Source organism: Dehalococcoidales bacterium (assembly GCA_041652735.1).
In the GTDB taxonomy this organism is placed as follows: domain Bacteria; phylum Chloroflexota; class Dehalococcoidia; order Dehalococcoidales; family RBG-16-60-22; genus RBG-13-51-18.
The window spans coordinates 17,446-38,565 of the sequence record JBAZGT010000020.1; the positions used below are offsets into that span (position 1 = coordinate 17,446).

At 57.7% G+C, this 21,120-nt stretch carries 17 protein-coding genes; 9 read left to right on the forward strand and 8 right to left on the reverse strand.

All coding sequences use genetic code 11. The annotated features are described in order from the left end of the window. Window positions 1–26: 26 nt before the first annotated feature. Genes WC370_08005 through WC370_08030 form a run of 6 tightly spaced genes read right to left on the reverse strand, consistent with a single transcriptional unit; the run spans window position 27 to window position 8,400 of the window. Window positions 27–1,175, reverse strand: coding sequence for a glycosyltransferase family 4 protein (locus WC370_08005; GenBank protein ID MFA5309407.1), 1,149 nt, complete (start codon window positions 1,173–1,175; stop codon window positions 27–29). Window positions 1,176–1,206: 31 nt separating this feature from the next. Beyond that, window positions 1,207–2,265, reverse strand: a complete 1,059-nt coding sequence (locus WC370_08010; protein MFA5309408.1) for a GNAT family N-acetyltransferase — start codon at window positions 2,263–2,265, stop codon at window positions 1,207–1,209. Further along, entirely contained in the window at window positions 2,262–3,254 is a 993-nt protein-coding gene (locus WC370_08015; GenBank protein ID MFA5309409.1) for a hypothetical protein, read from the reverse strand. The genes WC370_08010 and WC370_08015 overlap by 4 nt, the downstream gene beginning before the upstream one ends. 2 nt (window positions 3,255–3,256) lie before the next feature. Then, window positions 3,257–4,540, reverse strand: a complete 1,284-nt coding sequence (locus tag WC370_08020; GenBank protein MFA5309410.1) for a glycosyltransferase — start codon at window positions 4,538–4,540, stop codon at window positions 3,257–3,259. A 16-nt stretch (window positions 4,541–4,556) separates the two neighbouring features. Then, window positions 4,557–6,014 carry a hypothetical protein gene (locus WC370_08025; protein ID MFA5309411.1) on the reverse strand — a complete coding sequence of 486 codons (1,458 nt, stop codon included), beginning with the start codon at window positions 6,012–6,014 and terminating at the stop codon, window positions 4,557–4,559. A 16-nt stretch (window positions 6,015–6,030) separates the two neighbouring features. Beyond that, complete coding sequence (locus tag WC370_08030; GenBank protein MFA5309412.1) at window positions 6,031–8,400, reverse strand: oligosaccharyl transferase, archaeosortase A system-associated; 2,370 nt, start codon at window positions 8,398–8,400, stop codon at window positions 6,031–6,033. Window positions 8,401–8,525: 125 nt separating this feature from the next. Here WC370_08030 and WC370_08035 point away from each other — a divergent pair, with 125 nt between their 5' ends. After that, a complete protein-coding gene (locus WC370_08035) occupies window positions 8,526–8,972 on the forward strand; it encodes a DUF1616 domain-containing protein (protein ID MFA5309413.1) in 447 nt (148 codons plus the stop codon). Window positions 8,973–8,981: 9 nt separating this feature from the next. Here the strand turns inward: WC370_08035 and WC370_08040 are convergent, their stop codons facing one another. Further along, entirely contained in the window at window positions 8,982–10,319 is a 1,338-nt protein-coding gene (locus tag WC370_08040; protein MFA5309414.1) for a uroporphyrinogen decarboxylase family protein, read from the reverse strand. A 185-nt stretch (window positions 10,320–10,504) separates the two neighbouring features. Between WC370_08040 and WC370_08045 the strand changes: the two genes are divergently transcribed. Together WC370_08045 and WC370_08050 are read left to right on the forward strand one after the other, a co-directional pair. After that, window positions 10,505–10,753, forward strand: a complete 249-nt coding sequence (locus tag WC370_08045; GenBank protein MFA5309415.1) for a hypothetical protein — start codon at window positions 10,505–10,507, stop codon at window positions 10,751–10,753. 269 nt (window positions 10,754–11,022) lie between these two features. After that, window positions 11,023–13,599: a zinc ribbon domain-containing protein gene (locus WC370_08050; GenBank protein MFA5309416.1), complete on the forward strand. Its 2,577-nt coding sequence runs from the start codon at window positions 11,023–11,025 to the stop codon at window positions 13,597–13,599. A 33-nt stretch (window positions 13,600–13,632) separates the two neighbouring features. On the opposite strand, the gene WC370_08055 is transcribed toward WC370_08050, so the two are convergent. Beyond that, window positions 13,633–14,079, reverse strand: a complete 447-nt coding sequence (locus WC370_08055; protein MFA5309417.1) for a hypothetical protein — start codon at window positions 14,077–14,079, stop codon at window positions 13,633–13,635. 286 nt (window positions 14,080–14,365) lie between these two features. Here WC370_08055 and WC370_08060 point away from each other — a divergent pair, with 286 nt between their 5' ends. The 6 genes from WC370_08060 (at window position 14,366) to WC370_08085 (ending at window position 21,120) form a co-directional block, all read left to right on the forward strand. Continuing rightward, complete coding sequence (locus WC370_08060; protein MFA5309418.1) at window positions 14,366–15,289, forward strand: hypothetical protein; 924 nt, start codon at window positions 14,366–14,368, stop codon at window positions 15,287–15,289. A gap of 68 nt (window positions 15,290–15,357) precedes the next feature. Continuing rightward, window positions 15,358–17,442 (forward strand): FAD-dependent oxidoreductase, encoded by a 2,085-nt coding sequence (locus WC370_08065; protein MFA5309419.1) that lies wholly within the window; start codon window positions 15,358–15,360, stop codon window positions 17,440–17,442. A 35-nt stretch (window positions 17,443–17,477) separates the two neighbouring features. Continuing rightward, complete coding sequence (locus tag WC370_08070; GenBank protein MFA5309420.1) at window positions 17,478–18,821, forward strand: FAD-dependent oxidoreductase; 1,344 nt, start codon at window positions 17,478–17,480, stop codon at window positions 18,819–18,821. Beyond that, the gene (locus WC370_08075) at window positions 18,818–19,087 is read left to right on the forward strand and encodes a hypothetical protein (GenBank protein MFA5309421.1); all 270 of its coding nucleotides are present in this window, start codon (window positions 18,818–18,820) and stop codon (window positions 19,085–19,087) included. The genes WC370_08070 and WC370_08075 overlap by 4 nt, the downstream gene beginning before the upstream one ends. Window positions 19,088–19,153: 66 nt before the next feature. Continuing rightward, the gene (locus tag WC370_08080; GenBank protein MFA5309422.1) at window positions 19,154–20,137 is read left to right on the forward strand and encodes a cytochrome b/b6 domain-containing protein; all 984 of its coding nucleotides are present in this window, start codon (window positions 19,154–19,156) and stop codon (window positions 20,135–20,137) included. 41 nt (window positions 20,138–20,178) lie between these two features. After that, window positions 20,179–21,120, forward strand: coding sequence for a UbiA prenyltransferase family protein (locus tag WC370_08085; GenBank protein ID MFA5309423.1), 942 nt, complete (start codon window positions 20,179–20,181; stop codon window positions 21,118–21,120).

Consider the following 21,120-nt stretch of genomic DNA (forward strand, 5'->3'; position numbering starts at 1 on the left):
TCCTGCCAGCCGTCAATATTCCGGGCTTATTTTTTACCCCTGTTTTGCTGAAAATCTGCGATTGCCTCACGGTAGACGTCCGCCGTTTTACCGGCGATAACCGGCCAATCATACTCTTTAACCTTTTGGGTGATAGCCCGGCCCATCTCCGCCCGCAGGCGGTCGTCCGTCAAAAGAGTGACAATGCGGTCAGACAGCGCGGCAACGTCCTCCGACGGCACCACAAAGCCCGTCCGGCCGTCCACGACCACCGAGGCGTTGGCCGCCGCCGAGGCGATAACCGGCTTGCCCAGGGCGGCGCCGTCCAGCGCGGCGAAAGGCTCGTTGTCCCAACGGGACGGCACCGCCACGATTTTGCAGGCGCCGTACCAGCCGTAACGGACGGCTTCATCGGTGATAAAGCCGGGGAAGGTGACGTGCTCCGCCAGGCCAAGCTCTTTGACCTGGTTTTTCAGTTTGGCGTCTCCCCCCCCCGCCCCGCCGATACATACCTGAAGGCCGGGGACGGACTTAAGCACCGCCGGCACGGCGTCGAGTAAAACGTCGATGCCCTTGAGCTTGCGGAAACTCACGGCGATAAAGATATCCGGGGGAGAGGCGGGGGGCTTCAGCGCGGCCAGCGCGCGGAGTCGGTCGCACTCAATGCCCTCCGGGATAATATGGATTTTGGCTTTAGTGTCATGCTCAATAAGGCCGGCCATGAAGCGCGTCTGGACGATGATATGGGGGAGGCGGGGAATAGCGTACTTGATAGCGGGGATGTCCAGAAAGAGCCGGGACAGCATAGCTGTCGGGCTTTTATCAAAAAACAGCTCTTTCTGGGGGAGGCTGAACAGGGACAGCACTACGGGGTACTTCTTCCGGAGGGAAAGGACGATACTGGGGTAAGGAAAGCCCCTCATGCCATGAATCACGTCCGGCTTAACAGCGGCGGCGATGTTTTTAATTTTGCGGAGGGCGAGGGGGAAAAGGCAGGGGTTCAACAGCCACGAGCGGGCGACGGTATGCACGTTTACCCTACCCTGTTGAAAAAAGCCGTGGCGGGTACCCATGGTAATGACGTGTACTTCCGTGCCATCCATAGCGGCGACGTACTCCGCCATTTTAGCGGCATGCACCAGGGAACCGCTGACTTTTTCACTCAGGGGGTAGCCGCTGATATACAGTACCTTCATATGCAATATCTCCAACACAAACGGATAACGGTCAAATCATGTCCGAGTCACCCAAAGTGACCAACCAGCTTTCAGGGTCACGGAGCAAGCTTGTATCCATACCGGGGGCGGCATAAACGCCCAACCACCGCTTAACGAAGGCCCGCACGGGGATAAAGCCGTGCCGCCGGACAGTCTTGATATGGGCTTTATCAGCCAGCACGCTGTAGTAAATGAGGTCCAGCTTTTCCTTTTTACAGTGAGCGACAGCTTGCGCCATTAAGCTCGAAGCAACGGACTCATCCTCCGCCAAAAGGTCGAAAACAACGCCGATTTTCAGGCCCCGCTGCGCCAGTGCCCGCAGCACCAGATAGCCCGAAAGCTTTTGGTCTTTGGCTGCGGTAAAAATAGTATATTGAACCCCCGGAACAGCCCCGTAACGCCAGTTGAGGTAGTATTTGTCCCTTACAGTCAGAATCGGGTAACGGACGGAAACACGACCCCACAAATCGTTAACGCGCTCATCAAAAGAGTCGACCCGAGTGACGGACAAACCGTCCGGCGGGGCACTTATAGACCTAAAGAAAAGCCGGTCACAGAAAAGGGAGGCGAAAAACGCCAGAAGCCCGGAAAGGAAGCGGTTTTTTAGCCACCCATGAATAACGTTCGGCCAGTCCAGGGGCTTGACCATGACGCGCATACGGTCGACGTCAAACCAGCCCGTTTTCAGGTGCCCGGCACGGGCAGCCAGGTTGGGAAAGCCGATAACGACAAGTTCACCATCGGCAGCGGCGTCCTGCAGCGCCTGCTTTTCCAGCGCGGTAAAAATACCGCGGCGGGCATGAGCCGGGTGGGTAAGAAGATCGACGTTCTGCCAGGCTTTAAGGACGCGGCCTTTCACCTTGATATTTTGCGGCAGCAGCGGGTACTGCCCGATAATCCCGGACTCGTCCTCGTAAAGCCAAAGGCGGGCGGGGCCGGCGGGGCTATCGCGGAATTTCCAGCGCCACCAGAGTAACCAGGACTCTCTATCATAACGCCGTTCCGGATGCACGACGCAATAAAGCGCAAAGAGATTGTCTTCGTCCCCGTCACGGTAAAGCCTGATCACCGCCTCTCCCCCGTACCAGCAACATTATCACGATACCCGCTTTCCAGCCTTGCCACCAGCGCAGTCATGGTGAGATTTTCAATGACGCCTTTATCCCGCAAGCGCCGGACGCGCCGGAAAACGTCTTCCAGCCCGGCCAGCAGACCGCGGGGATTACTCGCCATGTTAAAGGGGTGAAACCAGAGGTGAAATACAGCTTTCTCACGGGCGGCGCGCCGGAGGCCGCTACTAATCTTGAGCACGCGGCAGGGAACGGGAAGGAGCGCGGCCAGCCCGTCCGAATGCCCGTAAAACCAGCTCCCGCGGATATTCCAGCAATGATTTTTCACGGGGACGGTGACGGGCGGGGGGACAAAGAACAAGAGGTTATCCATAAAATAGGCGATTTTCTGCACGGTTTTGGGGCAGCGATAATACCACGGCGCGTCCATACCGCGATAGCTAAGGAAACCGTTCTCCGCCAGCGTTGCCAGATATTTTTCCCGGTTCCTGGGGAAGGAAAAGGACTTAAGGGGAACGCTGATTTTTTCCGCCAGCGCCCGGCAGGCCTTAAGCTCGGAGTCCAGGCACTCCGGCGTACAGGCGGGGTCGTCCACGATGATGTGGGAAAAGGTATGGCAGGCTATTTCCTGAGGCACGCGGCAGCTTTGTAAGGAGGCGACGATATCGCTCCCGTACCATATGGGGTCGGCGGCAACGTCAGAAGAGGGGTCGCGGGCCAGCCAGTCGCCATCAAGCCAGCGATAGCGCGGCTTAATGACCTCCGGGTGAACCACGCCGTCCACCGGGGCGCAGCTCGAGAGGAACAAATGCCCCACCGTGAACCAGGTGGCGGAAATCTCATACTTCTCCAGGAGAGTCAAGAGAGCGCGGACATTGGCCCGGGTCTCCTGGTAATAGCGGCGGTTATGGGCAATCTTTCTTGCATCAAAGCAGGCGCCCCAGGCCAGCTCCAAATCCAGCGAAAGGACGAACACCCCTTTATCCATAGCTATTGCCGCTCTCCCGCCCGGCTGAAGCGGTCGATTACTTGCCCGTACTCGCCGGCAACCGCCTCGCAGATTATATTCCAGGTATATTTTTCGGCCATTCTTTTACGGGCGGCCTCACCCATTTGCCTGGCCAGCGCCGGACTGTCCAGCAGCTTTTCCAGAGCGGCGGCAAGGCCGTCCACGTCCCCGGGCGCGACCAGCTCCCCGGTGAGGCCCGGAACGATGATATGAGGTATCTCTCCCACCGCGCTGGCGATAACCGGCAGGCCGGAGGCACCGGCCTCCATAGCCACGTTGGCGGCGCCCTCGGACAGCGAGGGCAACACAAAGATATCAGCGGCATTCATGAGCCGCGGGATATCCTTGCGCCAGCCGGCGAATATCACCGCCGGGGACAGCGGCGCGGCGTATGCTTCGTACTGCTTTCTCAAACTCCCCTCCCCCACGATAAGGACTTTGACGGCGGGGCGGCGGGGCAAAACGCGGGCGGCGGCCCGGAGCAGATAGCCCACGCCCTTGACCAGGTCCAGTCGTCCGGCGTAGAGGACAACCGTGTCCCGCTCGCCGATGCCGAGGCTTTCACGCAGTCCGGCGGGGGGCGGGGCGGGATGGAAAACGGCGGTATCCACGCCGCGGGTGATGGTGAAGGCTTTAGTTTTATCCAGCCCGATGCTCTCGCCCTGTTTCATGAGCTGCGAGCTCATCAGGTGAACGCCGTCGGCCAAATTCAAAATGCGTTTGAGAACTAATTTCGTATAAAGACGGCCGGCCAAATCCACCAAACGGCTGCCGTAAAACCAGGCCACGCCGGGCAGGGCGTCCGTGCCGGCGATAACGGGAATACCGGTCTTCCTCAACCAGAGCACCGGCAGGGCCGTAAGATAAATGGCGTGACTGTAATAGAGCACGTCCGGCCGCCAGTCCCGGCACAATTTCTTTATTGCCCGGCTGAAAGAGAACAACTCAGGAACAGGGTAACGTATTTTGGGGAAGATGAAAAGGGGGGAAAGGCGGCGCACCGCCACCCTATCGCCGAAAGATTCGGCGGAAGACTGGCCCCGCCATCTGACCGAGATAATCTTAAACTCATGGCCCCGCTCCGCCAGCTGCATCGTCTGGCGAAAATCGAACACGCCCTGCTGCGCCTCAACGGTGCGGGCGTCCAGCGAAGGAAACCAGGGCAAAACCATAGCTATTTTCATCGTTTCAATATCTTGCCGGAACAGCGGAATACCGGCCAGTCCGGCGTCAACGGTTCCATTGTAGTGGTCACGGCGTTCCAATACAAGCGGGCCAGCTTTAGTTCTTCAGCACATAAACATAGTCCCGGACTTCCACCAGGTCCGGATTATTGCACGGCCCCCGGGTATAAACAAAAGACATCTTGTAGTCGATTAAAAATTTGGTATCCACGCAGCCGCCGGCCAGAAACGCCGCCACGGCTTCATCGTTGGGGGTGGCGGCTTCATGGATGCGGGAAAACACCAGCTTGCCGGTCACGGCGATAAAGGCGGTGGCCTTCCACGGGTCCACGGCCGCTTTACGGTATTCCGGGCCCAGGTTGTCCTTTATCCAGACGAAAGCCTGGTAGTCCGTATCATCAATCATGTGATAGTAAGGCTGCTGCCGGTGGTCAGGAATGCTGACGAAAAGCGTAACGCCCACCAGCGCCAGGCAGGCCAGCCAGCCGGCATAGCGGAACGGGCGCGTATTTTTAGTACGGGCCGCCAGCCAGCGGTTATAGCCGATATCCTTGATCCAGGCCAGCCCCGCCCCGGCCACGATGCCCAGCAGCAGCAGCATGAAAAGCAGCCCGCGCTCGTATAAAATGGAAAGCCCGTAATGGTAAGTATAGAAAACCGCCAGCATCAGCGAGACGACCAGCAGGCCGAGGACCAGCCCGAAGTTTTCTTTCCCCCGCCGCACCGCCAGCACGAAAGTGCCGAACAATCCCAGCGTCACCGGGATATAGCCATAAGTCTTGATAATCATGGGGAGGTCGACATAGGCCGGCAGCGGCTGCGGCGTGAACAGGTTTTTGGCCGCGTCTATCACCGTGTTGTATATCCAGGGGAAGGGGGCCAGGAAAGGCACGAGGACAGCCAGAACTATACCCAGACAGCGGAGATAGCCGCCTTTATGTAAATTAAGCAGCGCGTAAGGGAAGACGATGAGTAAAAGACATACCGCCGACGGGGGATGAAGCATGACCAGAAAACAGGTGAAAACAAAGATTAACAGGTAGCTCCACCAGCTCTGGAAATAAAAAGCTAAAAAGAGAGCCAGCAGGACAAAAGGCAAAGCCAGGGAAACGGGCAGCAGAAAAGCCGGGCCGAGTATCCCTACGGTGGTGGGGATGAGGCAGGTAAAGAAAGCGGCCTCCAGCCCAAAGCCCAGCCGGCGCGTTAAAACATAGGCGGCCAACGCCGTGAACATCAGGATAACGGACGGGAAAAAGCGGAAGATGGTCAGCCAGGACAAACCGGTAATGCGCTGGAACACCGCCCAGAATACCTGGAAATTAATCTCCATATTGGAGCTCAGCTCCAGCGGCGCTCCCCCGGACAGGACGTTAGGGTAAGCGATGGTGCCCGCGTTTTGCAGGCCTTCCGTCCGGGCGAGGTTCAACCATTCGTCAATGTGGAGGGGGTAAGCGTATGACTGGTGGGGAATAAACGCGATATAGAAAGCCAGCGCCAGTACCGGCAACAACAGAAAGGCAGACCTGGAAACAGAATGTCCGTTTTCCTGCTGCATTTAGTTTTCTCTTATCTCAATCGCTGCCCGTATAATGGAATATTTTTATCTCAGAGGTATCCGTGATGTCCGCGGAGTTCAGGGCGGGGTCCGAGCTATAGACCAGCTCATAGTCTGACACCGCATCCAGAGCGACCGGGCTGACAAACGGGTCCTGCCCCACGAGAAGACAGTTTTCCGAGGCATGTTCCGCCATGTAGTCCAGAGCATCCTGGTAGCTGGTGGCTTCATAGGCATCGGTAAGCAGGCGGTACTGATAACCATCGTCGGTAGCCCTGTCTTCATAGGTGACTACCAGCGGAGCAACATCAGATACCGCTTCGCCGTTAAAATTGTACAGCCTGACCATTAGCGTACGGTAATACTCCGGATAGTAGAGAATCGCGGGCACAAGCTGGTTATTATTATCCACATAATAATAAACACCGGCGAATTCGTTCTGGGACCTGTCCGCCCAGGTAACTACCGCCGAGAACTTGGAAAGGAGGCTGGTCAAATCATAATCGATGATAACGTAGGAGGAATCCAGCTCTTGGCGGATTTCATCGCGAGTGGCATCGTCCCCGGAAAGGAAGAAAACGGCCACTTTTTGTATCGGCTCAGTGGCCTGGGCGGGATTGGCGTTGGGCAGACGGCGGGCGGTGCGGGATATCCAGTAGCCGTAGTCCCACCAGGCGGTAACGCCGTAAGCGGAATCCGGGTAAACGAAATTCGGGCCGGAGGCGGCCGGCTCGTAGATGTCATAGTACACCGAGGGGTCGCCAAAGGGCTCGGGGGTGTTATCGCGCATCCAGACAAGCGAGGCCTGCCAGGCGTCCGAAGGGGCGTAATATACGTGAGAGGCCGTGTCTTTGGCCCGGGTGATATTCCAGAAGAAGACCAGGAAGAACACCGCGATGACGGCCAGAATGACATTGACGTGATAAATGGAGAAGCCGCTTTCTTTCCTGGGCTTTTTCTTTTCCAGCTTGAGCGCCGCCGCTTCCTGACGCCGGAGAGTCACTTTCTTCAATCCGGCCTGCCAGATTATCTGCCAGGAAATATAAGCGGAAAGCAGGGAGAGATTGACGACCAGGTAATAGCAGAAACGGCGCTGGATGAGGGTGGCGATGAATATCACCAGCGTCCAGAAAAAGAAAAACAGCAGGGTTTTATCTTCAGCGCGGTTTTTGATATAAAGCCAGACCAGGATAAAGAAGGCGATAATGCCGAACCCGGGAATAGGCCAGCCCCGGATGAGGAAAAAGCTGGTGGTAAAGTTGCCCCAGGCCAGCCCGGTGGTAAAATAGCCGTCCGGCGCAAGCAGGGGCTGCATTTCCATAGTGGTGGCCGCGGTGGCGCCGCTGGGAAGGAAGATGAACTTAAACCTGTCCATGATGATATTAAAAGTGGACGGGGCAACGGCGTAAAAAACGGCGATAAAGGCCGCCCCCAGCCCCACCACCACCAGCGGATAAAAATAAGGCCGCCAGCGCAGCCGGGTCACCAGCCAGGAAACAGCGGAAAGCGCCGGGGGCACCAGCATGGCGACGACCAGGCCGATAACGATGTAACCCGGCATAGAGAACGGCAGGCAGATTAACAGCGCCACGAAAAACAGGGTGAAGCCAGCGATGCCCAGATAGTCCGACGACCTTTTCTTGAGGTGGTCGATGATAAACTGGACGACGAAATAGAGGGTGATGATAAAGACAAAAAGCGACGCGCCCTGCCAGGTAAGCAGGTAAAGCGCCAGGAAAAAGCCCCCCAGCAGGCCGAAGAGAAGAGGCTTAAGGGCCGGCTTAAAGTCCCGCCGCCGGAATTGCCCCCAGGTAAGCTGCCTGGCGCCGGCGGTCTTGACGGCCAGTATCAGAAAGAGCGCCGCCGTCATGCTGAACAGCGTCTCGGCGACATGATAGTCCGTAAACCCAAGAATGGAGCGCCCCAGGAACTCGCCGGGCATCACCACCATCAAAGCGGCGGCCAGCAGACCCACGGCGCGGTTAAAAAGCGTTTTACCGAGGAAATAGGCGGGGATAACGGTGAGGGCGCCGAGCACGGCCGGGAAACACACACCAACGACGTCGATAAGGTGCTGGCTGGGCGAACCAAGACCAAGCAACCAGGAGATGAAAGCTATCATCCAGTTAAAAAAGGAAAACCCGACGGCGCCAGGATTGCCGGGATAAATGCGGTAAACGTCTATGCCGGTGACATGGGGAAAATTATAGACCCAGTTGTCCACCATACGCATGAAGGTGTAGGAATCGTTGCTGGCATACTTTATCCCCTCGTCAGTAAAAATCTGATGGTAAGGCAAGGCGATGCGGAAGAGCAGGGAAAGAACGATAAAAGCGATAAGCGCCAGCGGGATGTACCACCGCGGGCTGATAGAAGGTAACTTCACACCAGGCTCCCTTCAAGCTATTTTTATATTTAACCACCTGCTGACAGCTAATGTCAATCAATTGCACCAAAGTACCGGGGCGCACTATTGCCAGAACACGGGGTTTAGGCTATAGTTACCTTAAAATGGACAAAAGGGCAGAAGCCAAGGCTTTACAACGGCTGTTTACCGCCATCCTGGTGCTGGCGACGGTGGGAGCGCTGGCGGTACTCATCTATAACATTACGGCGGGGCCGCCGGAGACACTGACCGAGTTCTATATCCTCGACGGGGAGGGGAGGACAGCGGACTATCCCTTCCAGCTCAAGGCGGGGGAAGAGGCGAGCCTGACGCTGGGCATCATCAACCGGGAACAGGCGACCCTAAGCTACCGGGTGGAAATCAATATCAACGGCGCGCCCGAAGATATCCTGGGGCCGATAACGCTGGCCGCCGACGAAAAACATGAGCAGCAGGTTACTTTCACCCTGGAAAACCCGGGCCAACAGCAAAGAATAGATTTCTTTCTATACAAGCAGGGGCAGGACGAGGTGCTGGAGTCCCTCTACCTGCTGGTCAACGTGACGGAATAAAGCCGTTTTTTAGTACATGCCGTATTCTTTAGCGGCCTGCATGAACACGCGGAAGTTCTCCGGGTTCTTGGTCTCCGTGGCGGAGCAGCCGCCGGCCAGAACGTAGCCGCCGCCGGGCGCACAGTCCTCGATAAGCTGGCGGCAGCAGTCCTTGACCTGCTGGGGCGTGCCGGCAATCATCAGGGAGGCGGGGACATTGCCGCTGATGCAGCACTTATCACCCACGGCTTTTTTGGCTTTGGCCATATCCGTGCGGTCGAACATCCAGGTCACCCAGCCCTTGGGGAAATCGCCGTAATAATCAAGCCGCTGGTTGTGCCGGCCCTCGGCGAAAAGCGAAACCATGATGCCTTCCTCAATTAAAGCGTCCACGACCCGCTTCAGGCTGGGCCAGTAGAACTTCTCAAACTGCGGGCGGGACATGAAAACATCATCGCCCTTGTGCAGGGGGAAGCTGACCTGAAAGCCATTCATGGCGTTAACGCCTTCAATCAGCCGGGCGATGTGGATTTTGGTCACCACCTCGATGGCTTCAAGCAGCTTCTCCGGCTTGCGGAACATATCGATAGCGATACCGGAGGTGCCGCGCAGATTATCGGCAATAAGGTCGAACGGCGCGCTGCCCATGCCGCCCCGCCCCATGGGGAAACCAGCTTCCAGGCACTCTTTAGCGAAGACCATATTCTCCGCCTGCTGCCTTTCCAGCTCCTCTCCGGCGGCGATGAATTTTTTAAACGACTCCCGCACATCCGGGCGGATGAAGGGATAGACGGCCACCAGGGGCATACCGTTGATGTTGGTCATGTGCGGGAAATGCTGCCAAGGCTCCGCCGCGCCGACGGTCCGCGGGGTCAGCACCCGGAAACCGAAGTCGCCGGGGTCATCGATAAAGCGGTCGTACTCATCGGGGGACATATACTGCTTCTCGTTATACTGGTAGGTGGTGGCATCGTCGCCCAGGCCGTGGCCGGGCCAGGAGTACTGGTGGTAATCCAGGATATCGAACACCTTGCCGGAAAAAGCCAGGCCGATGCCGCCGTAGCTGTCCATATCCTCATAGAAGTCCCACATGAACTTGCTAGACGCCTCACGGGCAGCTTTGTAATCATACATGATTTTCTTGAAATTATAGCCGGAGTAATAGGCCGGATAGCCCCCCAACGGCAGCGACACCGGCACGCGGTCCGGTTTTTCACACATACTGGCCGCCAGCTGGCGCTTGACCCGCTCGTGGTAAAGCTTCTCCGCTTTAGCGTCACGGAACTTAACGCCGACGGGATGGATATAGTCCTGGAGCCGCTGCTCCCGTTTTTCTTCCTTAGTCAAATCCGACCATGGTTTTTCCATATTTAATCCCCCTGCCGCAGGCTGCATTATTAAGCGCCGGACCGTACCCGCGCTATGGATAATGTACTACAGAAAACGACTAATATTCAATAACGCCCGGATTTACAGCCCGAGAAAAAAGAGGAAAATACAGGCGGAACACATGGTATAATATGGCCGGAAACAAAACGCCGGGGAGGAAGGTCATGGCGCCGTCAGAAAAACAGTATGAAATCATACAGACCAAATACGAGGGCGGGGATAAGGTGAGAACGAGGCTGAATTTCCAGGGCACGCTGGAACAGGCCAAAGCAAAGGCCACGGAGGAGGCGAAGCAGAACATCGGGGTACGGTATGCCGTGTTCGCCGAGGGGAGCATGGTAGCAGACTTCCAGGCCTACTACCGCACCACCATCACCTGCCCCAAGTGCGGGGAAATAATACCGCTGGAATAGCGGACGGCGGACGGGATACTTCAGGGAGTTTTCACTTCACCACCCGCTAAATAACCCAAGCCGGAATACCTGGGTCCCGAACCCGTATCGCGGTACGGGTTCACCATAAACGGGGCAAGCTTGCATCGGGATGGTTAATCGGCAAGAGATGCTACCGATGTGCGCGGGCGGCGGCACTATCCAAATCCTAACGTGAGCCAGTTAATCCCGGGGCCGGCATTTTACGGAATGCCGGAAACCAATGAAAACGTAAGGAGAACCGGCGGCAGATGAAGAATATTTTAAAAAAATGCTTACCTGTAATTCTCCTGGCGGTATTACTCCTCTGCGCCGTCCCGGCGACGCCGGTAATGGGGTGGGGGGCGGTAGTCGACGCCTCAGAAGTGCACCAGCTTATCCTCAGGACAGCCTATAATTTCCTGAGCAGCGACCCGGCTTTCAATCCGGAAATCTTCCCGACACTGGAAGAAATCCTGGCTAACGAGGGTGTGACGGAATGGGTGAGCGGCAACGGTCCCGGCCCGGACGCCGAGAACGCCAACTCCCCGTGGGCCGACCACTGGTATAACGCCGATGCGCCCGGCAGCAAGGGCAACGCCCCCAACGCCGTCAAGCGGGAGTTCCAGGACTTGCTACAGTTCATGCTGGACATCAAAATCGGCTCCGGCATTACCCAGAGCTCCTCGCCACAGCACGCCGCCGCCTGGGGAGCGCATTTCCTGGCGGACGTGGAGACACCCTTCCATACCAACGGCGTTTCCCGCGAGGAAATCCTGCGTATTTACAACGCCCAGGGCGGGCACGGCGCCAGCAGCATTATCCTCGACGCAGATATAGTGGGGTCGCTGGACTTCTGTTACCGGTGCGTTTTCGACCCGGACTGGGATTTCAAACCTGAAATCGAGGCTTTCCTGGCGAGGACCGACCCCATGGCGGACTGGTTCGACCCGTGGTACAACAACGGCGCGACCGACATTTCATCCAGCCACGTGCTCTGGGAGGGGTTTGCGGGCAATATCAAGACCATCCCCGCGGTAACCACCTACAGCCCGGGCTGGAAGAACTGGGAGAATAAAACCCCCGTTTATGACCTGGCCACCATCGCGGCCAACCAGGCCGGGCAAGCCGCCGCTTTTGCCGAACTGGCGGCGGAAAACTCAAGGCGTACCCAGCTGGCCGGGCTGAACAACCCGGAAGCCTGCGTGGCGGTCGCGGCACAGCGCGTGGCCAGTCTCTGGCGGGCCGGCTTTACGGCGGTTTCCCCGTGGCTGGAAGTAACCGTGCCGGATGCAACCAAACCCAACGAATTTAAGATAACAGGGCATTTTACCAATACAGGCAGCGGCCAAGCGTCCCAGGTCAAAGCTAAACTGACCGTTACCGGCGGCACCATCTCCGGCGGCGATACCAAGAGCGCCCCGGACGCCAGCGCCGGAAACACTTCTGAAATTTCCTGGAACGTCAAGGCGAACAGCGCGGACGGCTGCTCCCTGCGGCTGGACGTGGTCTACGATTACAGCCAGCCGGACATGCAGTACGCTTCCGTCCAGGACCGTACCGGCCAAGTACAGCCCGCGGCCACTACCCCCGCCGATAACGGCCTGCACTCCACGGTCATCCTCATCAACGGCTCGTCACAGATAAAAGGCATCTCCTTCATGGGCTTCGTCAACCTTATAGCCAACGCGGTGGAAAGCCTGCCCGACGAGGGAGTAGAGGTAGCCCTTTACGGCTACGGCAAGGGCCCGTATTACGGCGAGGAAAACTGGTACGGCCCGGTGTCCCCGTTCCTATCTCCGGCGGCCCTGAGCCAGGCATTGAGCGGCATCCCGGACAGTGACGCCGAAGCACTCGGCGGAGCGCCGCTGGCAGCCGCCATCACGGGGGCCGGGCAATATCTCCAGACGGGCGCCAAAGGCACCACCGGCTCCATTATTTTACTCAGCCCGACCAGCGTGGACACGACCGGGGGCGACCCGGAGGCGGCGGTAAAAAGCCTGACCGCCGGCATAGAATACGATAACTGGAACCCGTTTATCGAAAAAGCCTTCGCGGCGGGCATCCCCGTTTCCTTCCAGGTGGTGGGGGTGAACGTGGCTTCCGCCGCCGACGAACAGGGTCTGAGAGACCTGGCGGCCGCCGGGAACGGCAGCTATTTCAACGTCAGCAATATGAACCAGCTGGGGGCGACGCTGGCCAAGGCAATAGAACAAGGCATGCAGGACGCCGGCGCTTCCGATAAATTCCAATTCGAGTGGTGGTGGTTCGCGGCGGGGGGAGCCGTTTTATTACTGGTAATAGCACTTATCACCGGCACCCGCCGCAAACAGCCGGTGACCGTTAACGCCGGGGCATATACCCCACCTGCCCGGCCGTCATATACCGCCGCACCGCCGCCGGTGATGAGCCCGCCCACCGCGGCGCCGGTTATAGAGGGGCTTTTCTGTCCCAAATGCGGCGCACAGGCCCAGCAGAACGCCAACTTCTGCACGCGCTGCGGGGCAACGCTGGAGGCTACAGCGACCGCCGCACCGGCCGTCCCTAGCAATATTTACTGCACGCATTGCGGCAACACCATCCCGGCGGACAGCGCTTTCTGCAATCGGTGCGGCACGGCTACCACCCCGGGGACCAGCCGGACCCAACCGCCGCCCGCGGCCCCGGCCACGGCCGGCAAGTCATACGCCGCGTGGTGGCTACTGGGGATTTTCCTGGGGATTATCGGCGGGGTGATTGCATGGTCGTCTTTGAAGAACGAAAACCCGACGGTCGCCCGGCGCATATTGATGTTCGGCCTGTTCATCACCCTGGTGGTGTTCATGGTGGTGACGCAGAACATGATTTAGGGATTAGGGGGAAGAGGGAAGGGGATAGGGGGATTATTTGCGCGGAAAGAATTTCTTGTCCACGGGGTAGTCCACCTTGTTTTCCCCTATCATGGCCGAATATTCCGGGGTGATGGGGCAGTTAACGAAGAAAAACGGCGTGCCGACCCTCTTGTGAATAATGGGACAATGCACCAGTCCCGCCGGGATATGCACCGCCGTGGTCTTATCGATAATGATTTTCTCCCCTTCCTCACCCAGATAAAGCTCGGACTCCGCGTCATAAGCCTTTAAGTCATCGGAACAGGGCACGAAAACAAACACCTCGGCGAAGTCGTGCTTGTGCGCGTCTTCCTTGCCCTGAAAAGGCACGCTGACGTGGGTAAACCGTATCTGGAAATTCTCGCCTTTGGGGAGGGCATAGAATATCATGCCTTTGAAGGGCGGGTAGATGCTATCGCGGACAATTTCCGAGGACTTCAAATAATCGTATTTAGCCATTTTTCACTCCTGCTCACAATTTACCGGCAATCCAGCATAATGCCTGATTTTACGCCATCGGCGGCGCGGGGGGCAAATACCGGCGAATGCCCGGCGCCAGCTTTAAAAACAGATATATTGATACTTCTATCAAATCTTTTTTATTGTAAAATTGGGCCGCTTGTGTTATTAATAGAATTGAAATCATTATAATCCCGCCGGCAAACAGGAGTATTTCGCAGGTAAAGCATACTATTCCTGCATTTTAGCGTGTTCTTTATTCATCACCAAGGAGGAGATTAATTCCATGAAAATAAGCGTAATCGGGGCAGCGGGGTATGTGGGGTCCAACGTGGCCATAGTCCTGGCACTGCAGGGGCTGGCCGATGAAATAGTGCTGGTAGACCCCTACAAGCAAAACCTGGTAATACATATGGCCATGGACGCCGGCACCGCGGTAGCGGATAACGGCGTGGTCATGCGCGCCGGGGACTTTCCTGAAATCAAAGACTCCAACATCGTCATCGTCACCGCGGGCGCGGCGCAGGGCGTAATCGCCTCCCGCATGGAAATGCTCCCCAAGAACCTGCCCATTATCCGGGACATCGCCAACGATATTAAAAAGTACGCCCCCGGGGCCATCGTCCTCACCGCCACCAATCCCGTCGACCCCCTCAACTACGCCATGTACCGCTTCACCGGCTTCGACCGGCACAAGGTAATCGGCTACTCCACCAATGATTCCATCCGCTTCCGCATGATGCTGGCCCAGGAGCTCGGCCAGTCAGCGGACGCCGTCGAAGCCTTTGTCATAGGCGAGCACGGCGAAAGCCAGGTACTCGTCTGGAGCTCGGTAAAGGTCAACGGCAACCCGGTCAACATCGACAGCGCCACGCGGCAGAAGATACGCGCGGAAATCCCCAATATCCTGCGCCGCTATGAAGAGCTAAAGACCGGACGCACTGCCGGCATAACCTCCGGCGTGGGGGCGGCCAGGGTGGTCGAGGCCATCGTGGAAAATACCCATGAAACATTCCCCTGCTCGGCAGTGCTGGACGGGGAATACGGCCAGCATAACCTGAGCATGGACGTGCCGATGGTGCTGAGCAGCGGCGGCATTTATGAAATCCAGGAACTGGAGCTGGAGCCGGAGGAGCAGGCGGGGCTGAAAAACACACTGGCGGTACTCCAGCCGGCTATGCGCCAGGTGGATGAATTTTTGAAGTCGTAACTATTTAAGGAACGGAATATCCGATAGCGGATTATTATAGCTAATCCAACAAATACAGGAGGAAACAAATGGCAGCAAACACCAGATTTCCCCATCTGCTGGCACCGGGACAGATAGGGAAGATAAAAACCAAGAACCGTTTTATCAAGACCGCTAACGGGACGTCCTTCATTGAGCGGGACGGCTTCGTGGGCGACAGGGCAATTGCTTATTATGAAGCACTGGCCAAGGGCGGCATCGGACTTTTGATAGTGGAGTCCTGCGGTGTGGAGTTCCCGCTGGCCTGCCAGCACGTGGACGCCCAGTTCCGCCTCAGCGACGACAAGTATATCCCGAGCTATGCCGAGCTGGCCAAGGCCGTGCACGCGCAGGGCTGCCCGATAATGGTGCAGTTCCAGCACGCCGGGCCGTGGAATCCCACCGGCCTGCTCCCGAAGCGCGACACCAAAGCGGCTTCCGCCATGACGCGGGAAGAGCTGCCGGGGCCGGACTTCGAGATTTGCCGCGCCATGACCCACGAAGAGATGAAAGAAGCCGAGGAAACGTGGATAAAAGCGGCGGTGCGGGCCTGGAAAGCCGGGTTCGACGGCGTGGAAATCAACGGCGGCACCTGCCACCAGATTAATACCTTCCTTTCCCGCATCTGGAACAAGCGCGAGGACGAGTACGGGCCGCAGAGCCTGGAAAACCGCGCCCGCTATATGACGGATATCATCCAGGGCGTGAAGCAACGCTGCGGGCCGGACTTCACGGTTACCTGCCTGATCAATATCCGGGAATACAATCACCCCAAGGCCACCACGATGGAAGAAGGCGTGGGGCTGGCGAAAATCATGCAGGATGCCGGCGCCGACGCCATACAGTGCCGGGCGCACATCTACGGCCACCGCGAAGGCCTGCTGCAACCCGATAGACTACTTTACCCCGAAGCGCCGCCGTGGCTGAAAACCGACCTGGGCGACCTGGACTGGAGCAGGAAGGGACACGGGGCTACCTGGCCGCTGGTGGTAGCCGTAAAAAAGGTGGTAACCGTACCGGCCTGGGCGGCCGGGCGTCTCGATGCCCCGCTCGGCGAGAAATTCCTGCGGGAGGGCAAGCTGGACTTCGTGCCCATGGTGCGCCGCCTGCTGGCCGACCACGAGCTGCCGAATAAAGTCATCAACGACCGGATGGAAGATATAAGGCCCTGCTGCGGCTGTCTGCACTGCATGGACGTGCGCAACCGCAACGAGTGCATCGAATGCCGGGTCAACCCGGACCTGGGCAAGGAGCGGCAATACGTGATAAAACCGGCCGCCAAGAAGAAGAATGTCATGGTGGTGGGAGGCGGCCTTTCCGGCATGCAGGCGGCCCTTACCGCCGCGCAGCGCGGCCATAGCGTGACCCTGTACGAAAAGAGTCTGAAACTCGGCGGGCTGGTACCCATCGCCGCCCTGGTCAAGGACCTGGAAACCGATGTTTTACTCGACCTGCTGGCCTGGTACAAACGCCAGCTGAAAAAAGAGGGCGTAACCATAAAGGTGAACAAGACGGTGGATGTGGACTTCATTAAAGAAAAGAAGCCGGACACGGTCGTGCTCGCCCTGGGCGGGACGGTCGTCATGTTCCCGAACCTGCCCGGCATCAACCGGAAGAACGTGATGGACCTCACCAAGCTGGACAAGCTCCTGATGATTCTCGGCCCCAAGATGTCCGACTGGGGCGCGGGCATCATGATGCCCGGCGTGGGCAAACGCGTCATCGTCATGGGCGGCGAACACCACGGCTGTGAAATAGCCGAGTGGCTGACCAAGAAAGGCCGCCAGGTCACTATCTGCCATACCACGGAAAACTTCGCCGAGGGCATGACGGTTGACGACAAGCTGCGGCTGCTGCCCTGGTACGAGCGGAAGGGCGTCAAGCTCTACGGCGGCGTCAAGTACGAAGAAATCAACGAGAAAGGCCTGGTTATCACCACCAAAGAAGGCCAGAAAATACAACTCGAGGCAGACACGGTCATGCCGTCCCTGTTCCTCAAACAGAACCTGGACATGGCCGACAAGCTGAAGGGCATCGTCTCCGAAGTATATACCGTCGGGAGCTGTTTCAAACCGGAACCGGACCTGATGGTAGACGCCACCAGAGCCGGCGCGGAGGCGGGACACAAAATTTAAGAAAAGAGATTATCCATATCCGGATAATAACTACGATGGATAACGAAAACAGCGAAAACAAATTCGATACTATAATCGTCGGCGCCGGGCCGGCCGGCACCACGGCGGCGCTGGTCCTGGCCAAAGCCGGGCTGAACGTCCTGCTGCTGGAGCGCAGCTCCAGTCCGGGCAGCAAGAACGTCTTCGGGGGGATACTGTACACCACGGTGCTGAACCGGCTTGTTCCCAACTTCTGGGAAGAGGCGCCGGTGGAGCGGCATATCAAGGGCATCAAGATTTACCTGGTATCGCCGCAGAACGCGGTATCCATCGGCGTGGAGAGCGAAGAGCATAACCAGCCGCCCTACAACAACAGCTTCACCGTATCACGCGCGGCCTTCGATAAATGGTACGCCTCCAAGGCGGAGGAGGCCGGCGCAATGCTGCTGCTGAACACCCAGGTGGACGACCTGCTCCGGGTGAACGGCAAAGTGGCGGGGGTGAAGGTGCGGGGGGAGGAAGGCGAGCTTTACGCCGATACCGTAATCCTGGCGGACGGGGTAAACTCCATACTGGCGGAAAAGGCCGGTTTGAGAAAAAGCTACGTACCGCGGCAGGTATCACTGGGGATGAAGGAAATCATCGAGCTGCCGCGGAATGTCATCGAAGACCGGTTCGGCATCAGCGGGGACGAGGGCGTGGAGATAAAATACATGGCGGGGGACGCCACCAAGGGCATCTGGGGAGGCGGCAATATCTACACCAACCAGGAAAGCGTTTCCCTGGTCACCTGGCTGGCCCTGGACCCGCTGATAAAAAGCAAAAGAAAGTCGACCGAGCTCTTCGAGCAGTTCAAGGCGCACCCCTTCGTGAAGAACTATATCAAGGGCGGCAAAACGGTAGAGTACCAGGCGCACCTGGCCCCCGACGGCGGCTACGACGATACACCCAGGTACTTCACCGACGGGCTGGTAATAGCCGGGGACGCCGCCCGCTTTTTAAACGCGTCCCTCCATTACGAGGGGACCAACTTCGCCATGGCGTCCGGGGAAGCGGCGGCCAAAGCCATCCTCCACGCACGCGGGCTGAACGACTACTCCGCGAAGTCGCTGGCCTACTACCAGAAACTGCTGGAAAAAAGCTTCGTGATGAAAGACCTCAAGCGCTACCGCAAGATGAACCACTTCGCGGAAAAGAACCCGGAGTTCTTCGGCCCCTACTTCGACGTTATCACCCAGGCGGCCGTGGACTACTTCGCGGTAAAAGAGACGCCCAAGCGGAGCCAGGAATGGCAGATGATTAAGGATTTCCGCAAAAACCTGGGCAAAGCGACCAAGTCAAGATTCCCGCTGCTCGGCTTCTGCTGGAGATGCCTGAAGGGAGGGCTGTCTTTCCTATGAAAATAGACGATAAACTGGCACTGGACCTGTTCCACGTGGACAAGCAGGCACACCTCCAGATAAAGCCGGAAATCTGCCGGAAATGCCCGCACAAGGCCTGCACATACGTCTGCCCGGTGGAAAACTATACCATCAACGGCGAGGACGTGGTGCTTTCCTGGGAGGGCTGCCTGGAATGCGGCACCTGCCGCATCGTGTGCGACCAGGGGTCGCTGACCTGGGACTATCCCCAGGGAGGCTACGGGATTCTCTACCGCCTGGGTTAAAAAAGAGTAAGCGTGGTAAAAAAATAATAAACTAGCTACAGCACGATATTAAAGGATGTGAGAGCCATGAAAAACTTAAAGTTTCCTTTCGTGATGCTGGTTGAACTGGGGATACTGGCCGCGTTCATAGCGTTCCTGGTGTACCTTTTTCCCACGCTCGACCCCAAAGGCTATATATACTACGGGGACGCGCCGCACGTGGCCTATCTACAGCAATACGTTTCCTACACGGCGGTGACGGCAATCCGCTGGATATTCTACATCGTCACGGCGGCGGCGATACTATTCATGCTGGTCACCATTATCGGCGAGCTTATCCGCTGGCGCATCAACCAAGGCCGTCAGCCGCATCACCTGCCCGAAGGCAAGCCCGGCGATGAGCAGGTAACCCGCTTCAACGGGCATTTCAAGATTCAGCACTACCTGATAATGATATTCGTCACCCTGGCGGGCATTATAGGGCTGCTCCAGGCCTTCCCGGACTGGGGGGCGGGGAGCAATTTCCTCAACAACATCTGGGGGAGCCTGGCGGACAAGCGGCATTTCCACCACTACTTCGCGTATGTAGTTGATTTTACGGTGTTCTATTTCCTCTTCTACCTGGCCTACAAGTTCTTCATTAAAAAAGAGAAGATGCGCGCCATGCTGCCCGGGTGGAAAGACATCGTGGATATGATTCACATGAACCTCTACATCTTCGGCTTCGAGAAAGAGGAGCCGGACTACGACCGCTTTACCTTCGGGCAGAAGATAGACTTCTTCATCATCCTTTTCGGCATACCCACCCTTTCGGTGACCGGGCTGGCCATGCACTATACCACCGTCTCCCAGCACATCATCGGCGGACTGGGGATAGCCATTGCGGCGGTAATTCACCGCAGCGTGGCGCTGTTCCTGGCCTGGTTCGTCTTAAGCGTGCATATTTACTACGCCCACCTTTCGCCCGACCTTTTCCCCATCAATACCGTTATCCTCACCGGCAAAATGCCGAAATCCCGCTATAAGGCGCTGTTCCCGCTGGACAGCGAACGCACGGAAGGCGACAAGTAGATTAACGGGGAAACAGCGCCAGCCGGCTGGAGCTTAAGCTAATGAATCTGAGTAAAGTCGTTCACGCCAATTTCGGCTCCGATTTACTTATCCGCGATAGATACAGCGCCAGGGAAAAACTGGCGGGACATCTGACGCTGGCGCGCCCTTTATTCCTGCTTTTAACGCCGCTCAATGCCGCCAGCGCGGCCGTTTTAAGCATCCGGGGGCTGCCGTCCTGGGGCTTATGCCTGGCGGGTTTTTTCACCGGGGCACTGGCGGCGGCCGGAGTCAATATTTTCAACCGCTGGGCGGACCGGGAGAGGGACAAAACGCTATGGCCTTCCCGCGGCATCCCCAGCGGGCGGGTAAAGGCGGGGGCGGCACTGGGTATTGCGCTGGCCTCTTACGCAGCCGCCCTGGCGCTGTGCTGGATTTACTTCAATCCCACCGCTTTCTTTATCCTGCTGGGGGCGGAGGTGCTGGGCTCATTGTATTCCACGCACCTGCGGGATAAAATAGGCTACCTTTCCCTGCCCCCTATAGAGGGGCTGATATTTCTCTGCGGCTGGGCGTGCCTGGCCCCGGAAACGGTATTCACCACGGCGCTGCCCTGGTACTTATACCTGCTGGGGGCGGTATGGCAATCCGGCCACATCATGGCGCATTACCTGCTGAATATACGGTATGACAAACAAGGCAAGGCGGTCATCGCCACGCCGGCGTTCTTCAGCAAACCCTCGCCGCGGGCGGCGGCGCGAATGACGCTGGGGCTGGCGGGGCTACTGTTCATCATGAGCGTGCTGCTGCCACTGCTGACCAGCATAAGCTGGCTGTATATAGTACCGGCGGCGGCCTTCGGGCTGTACACGCTGTACCGCTGCAGGGCGTTGGCCAGCGCCGCGCCGGACACGAAGCAGGTGCACCGCGCCTGGAGCACGCTGGCTTTATACCGCATGGTAATATCGGCGGCGATAATATTAAGCATTATCGTTTATCATTAG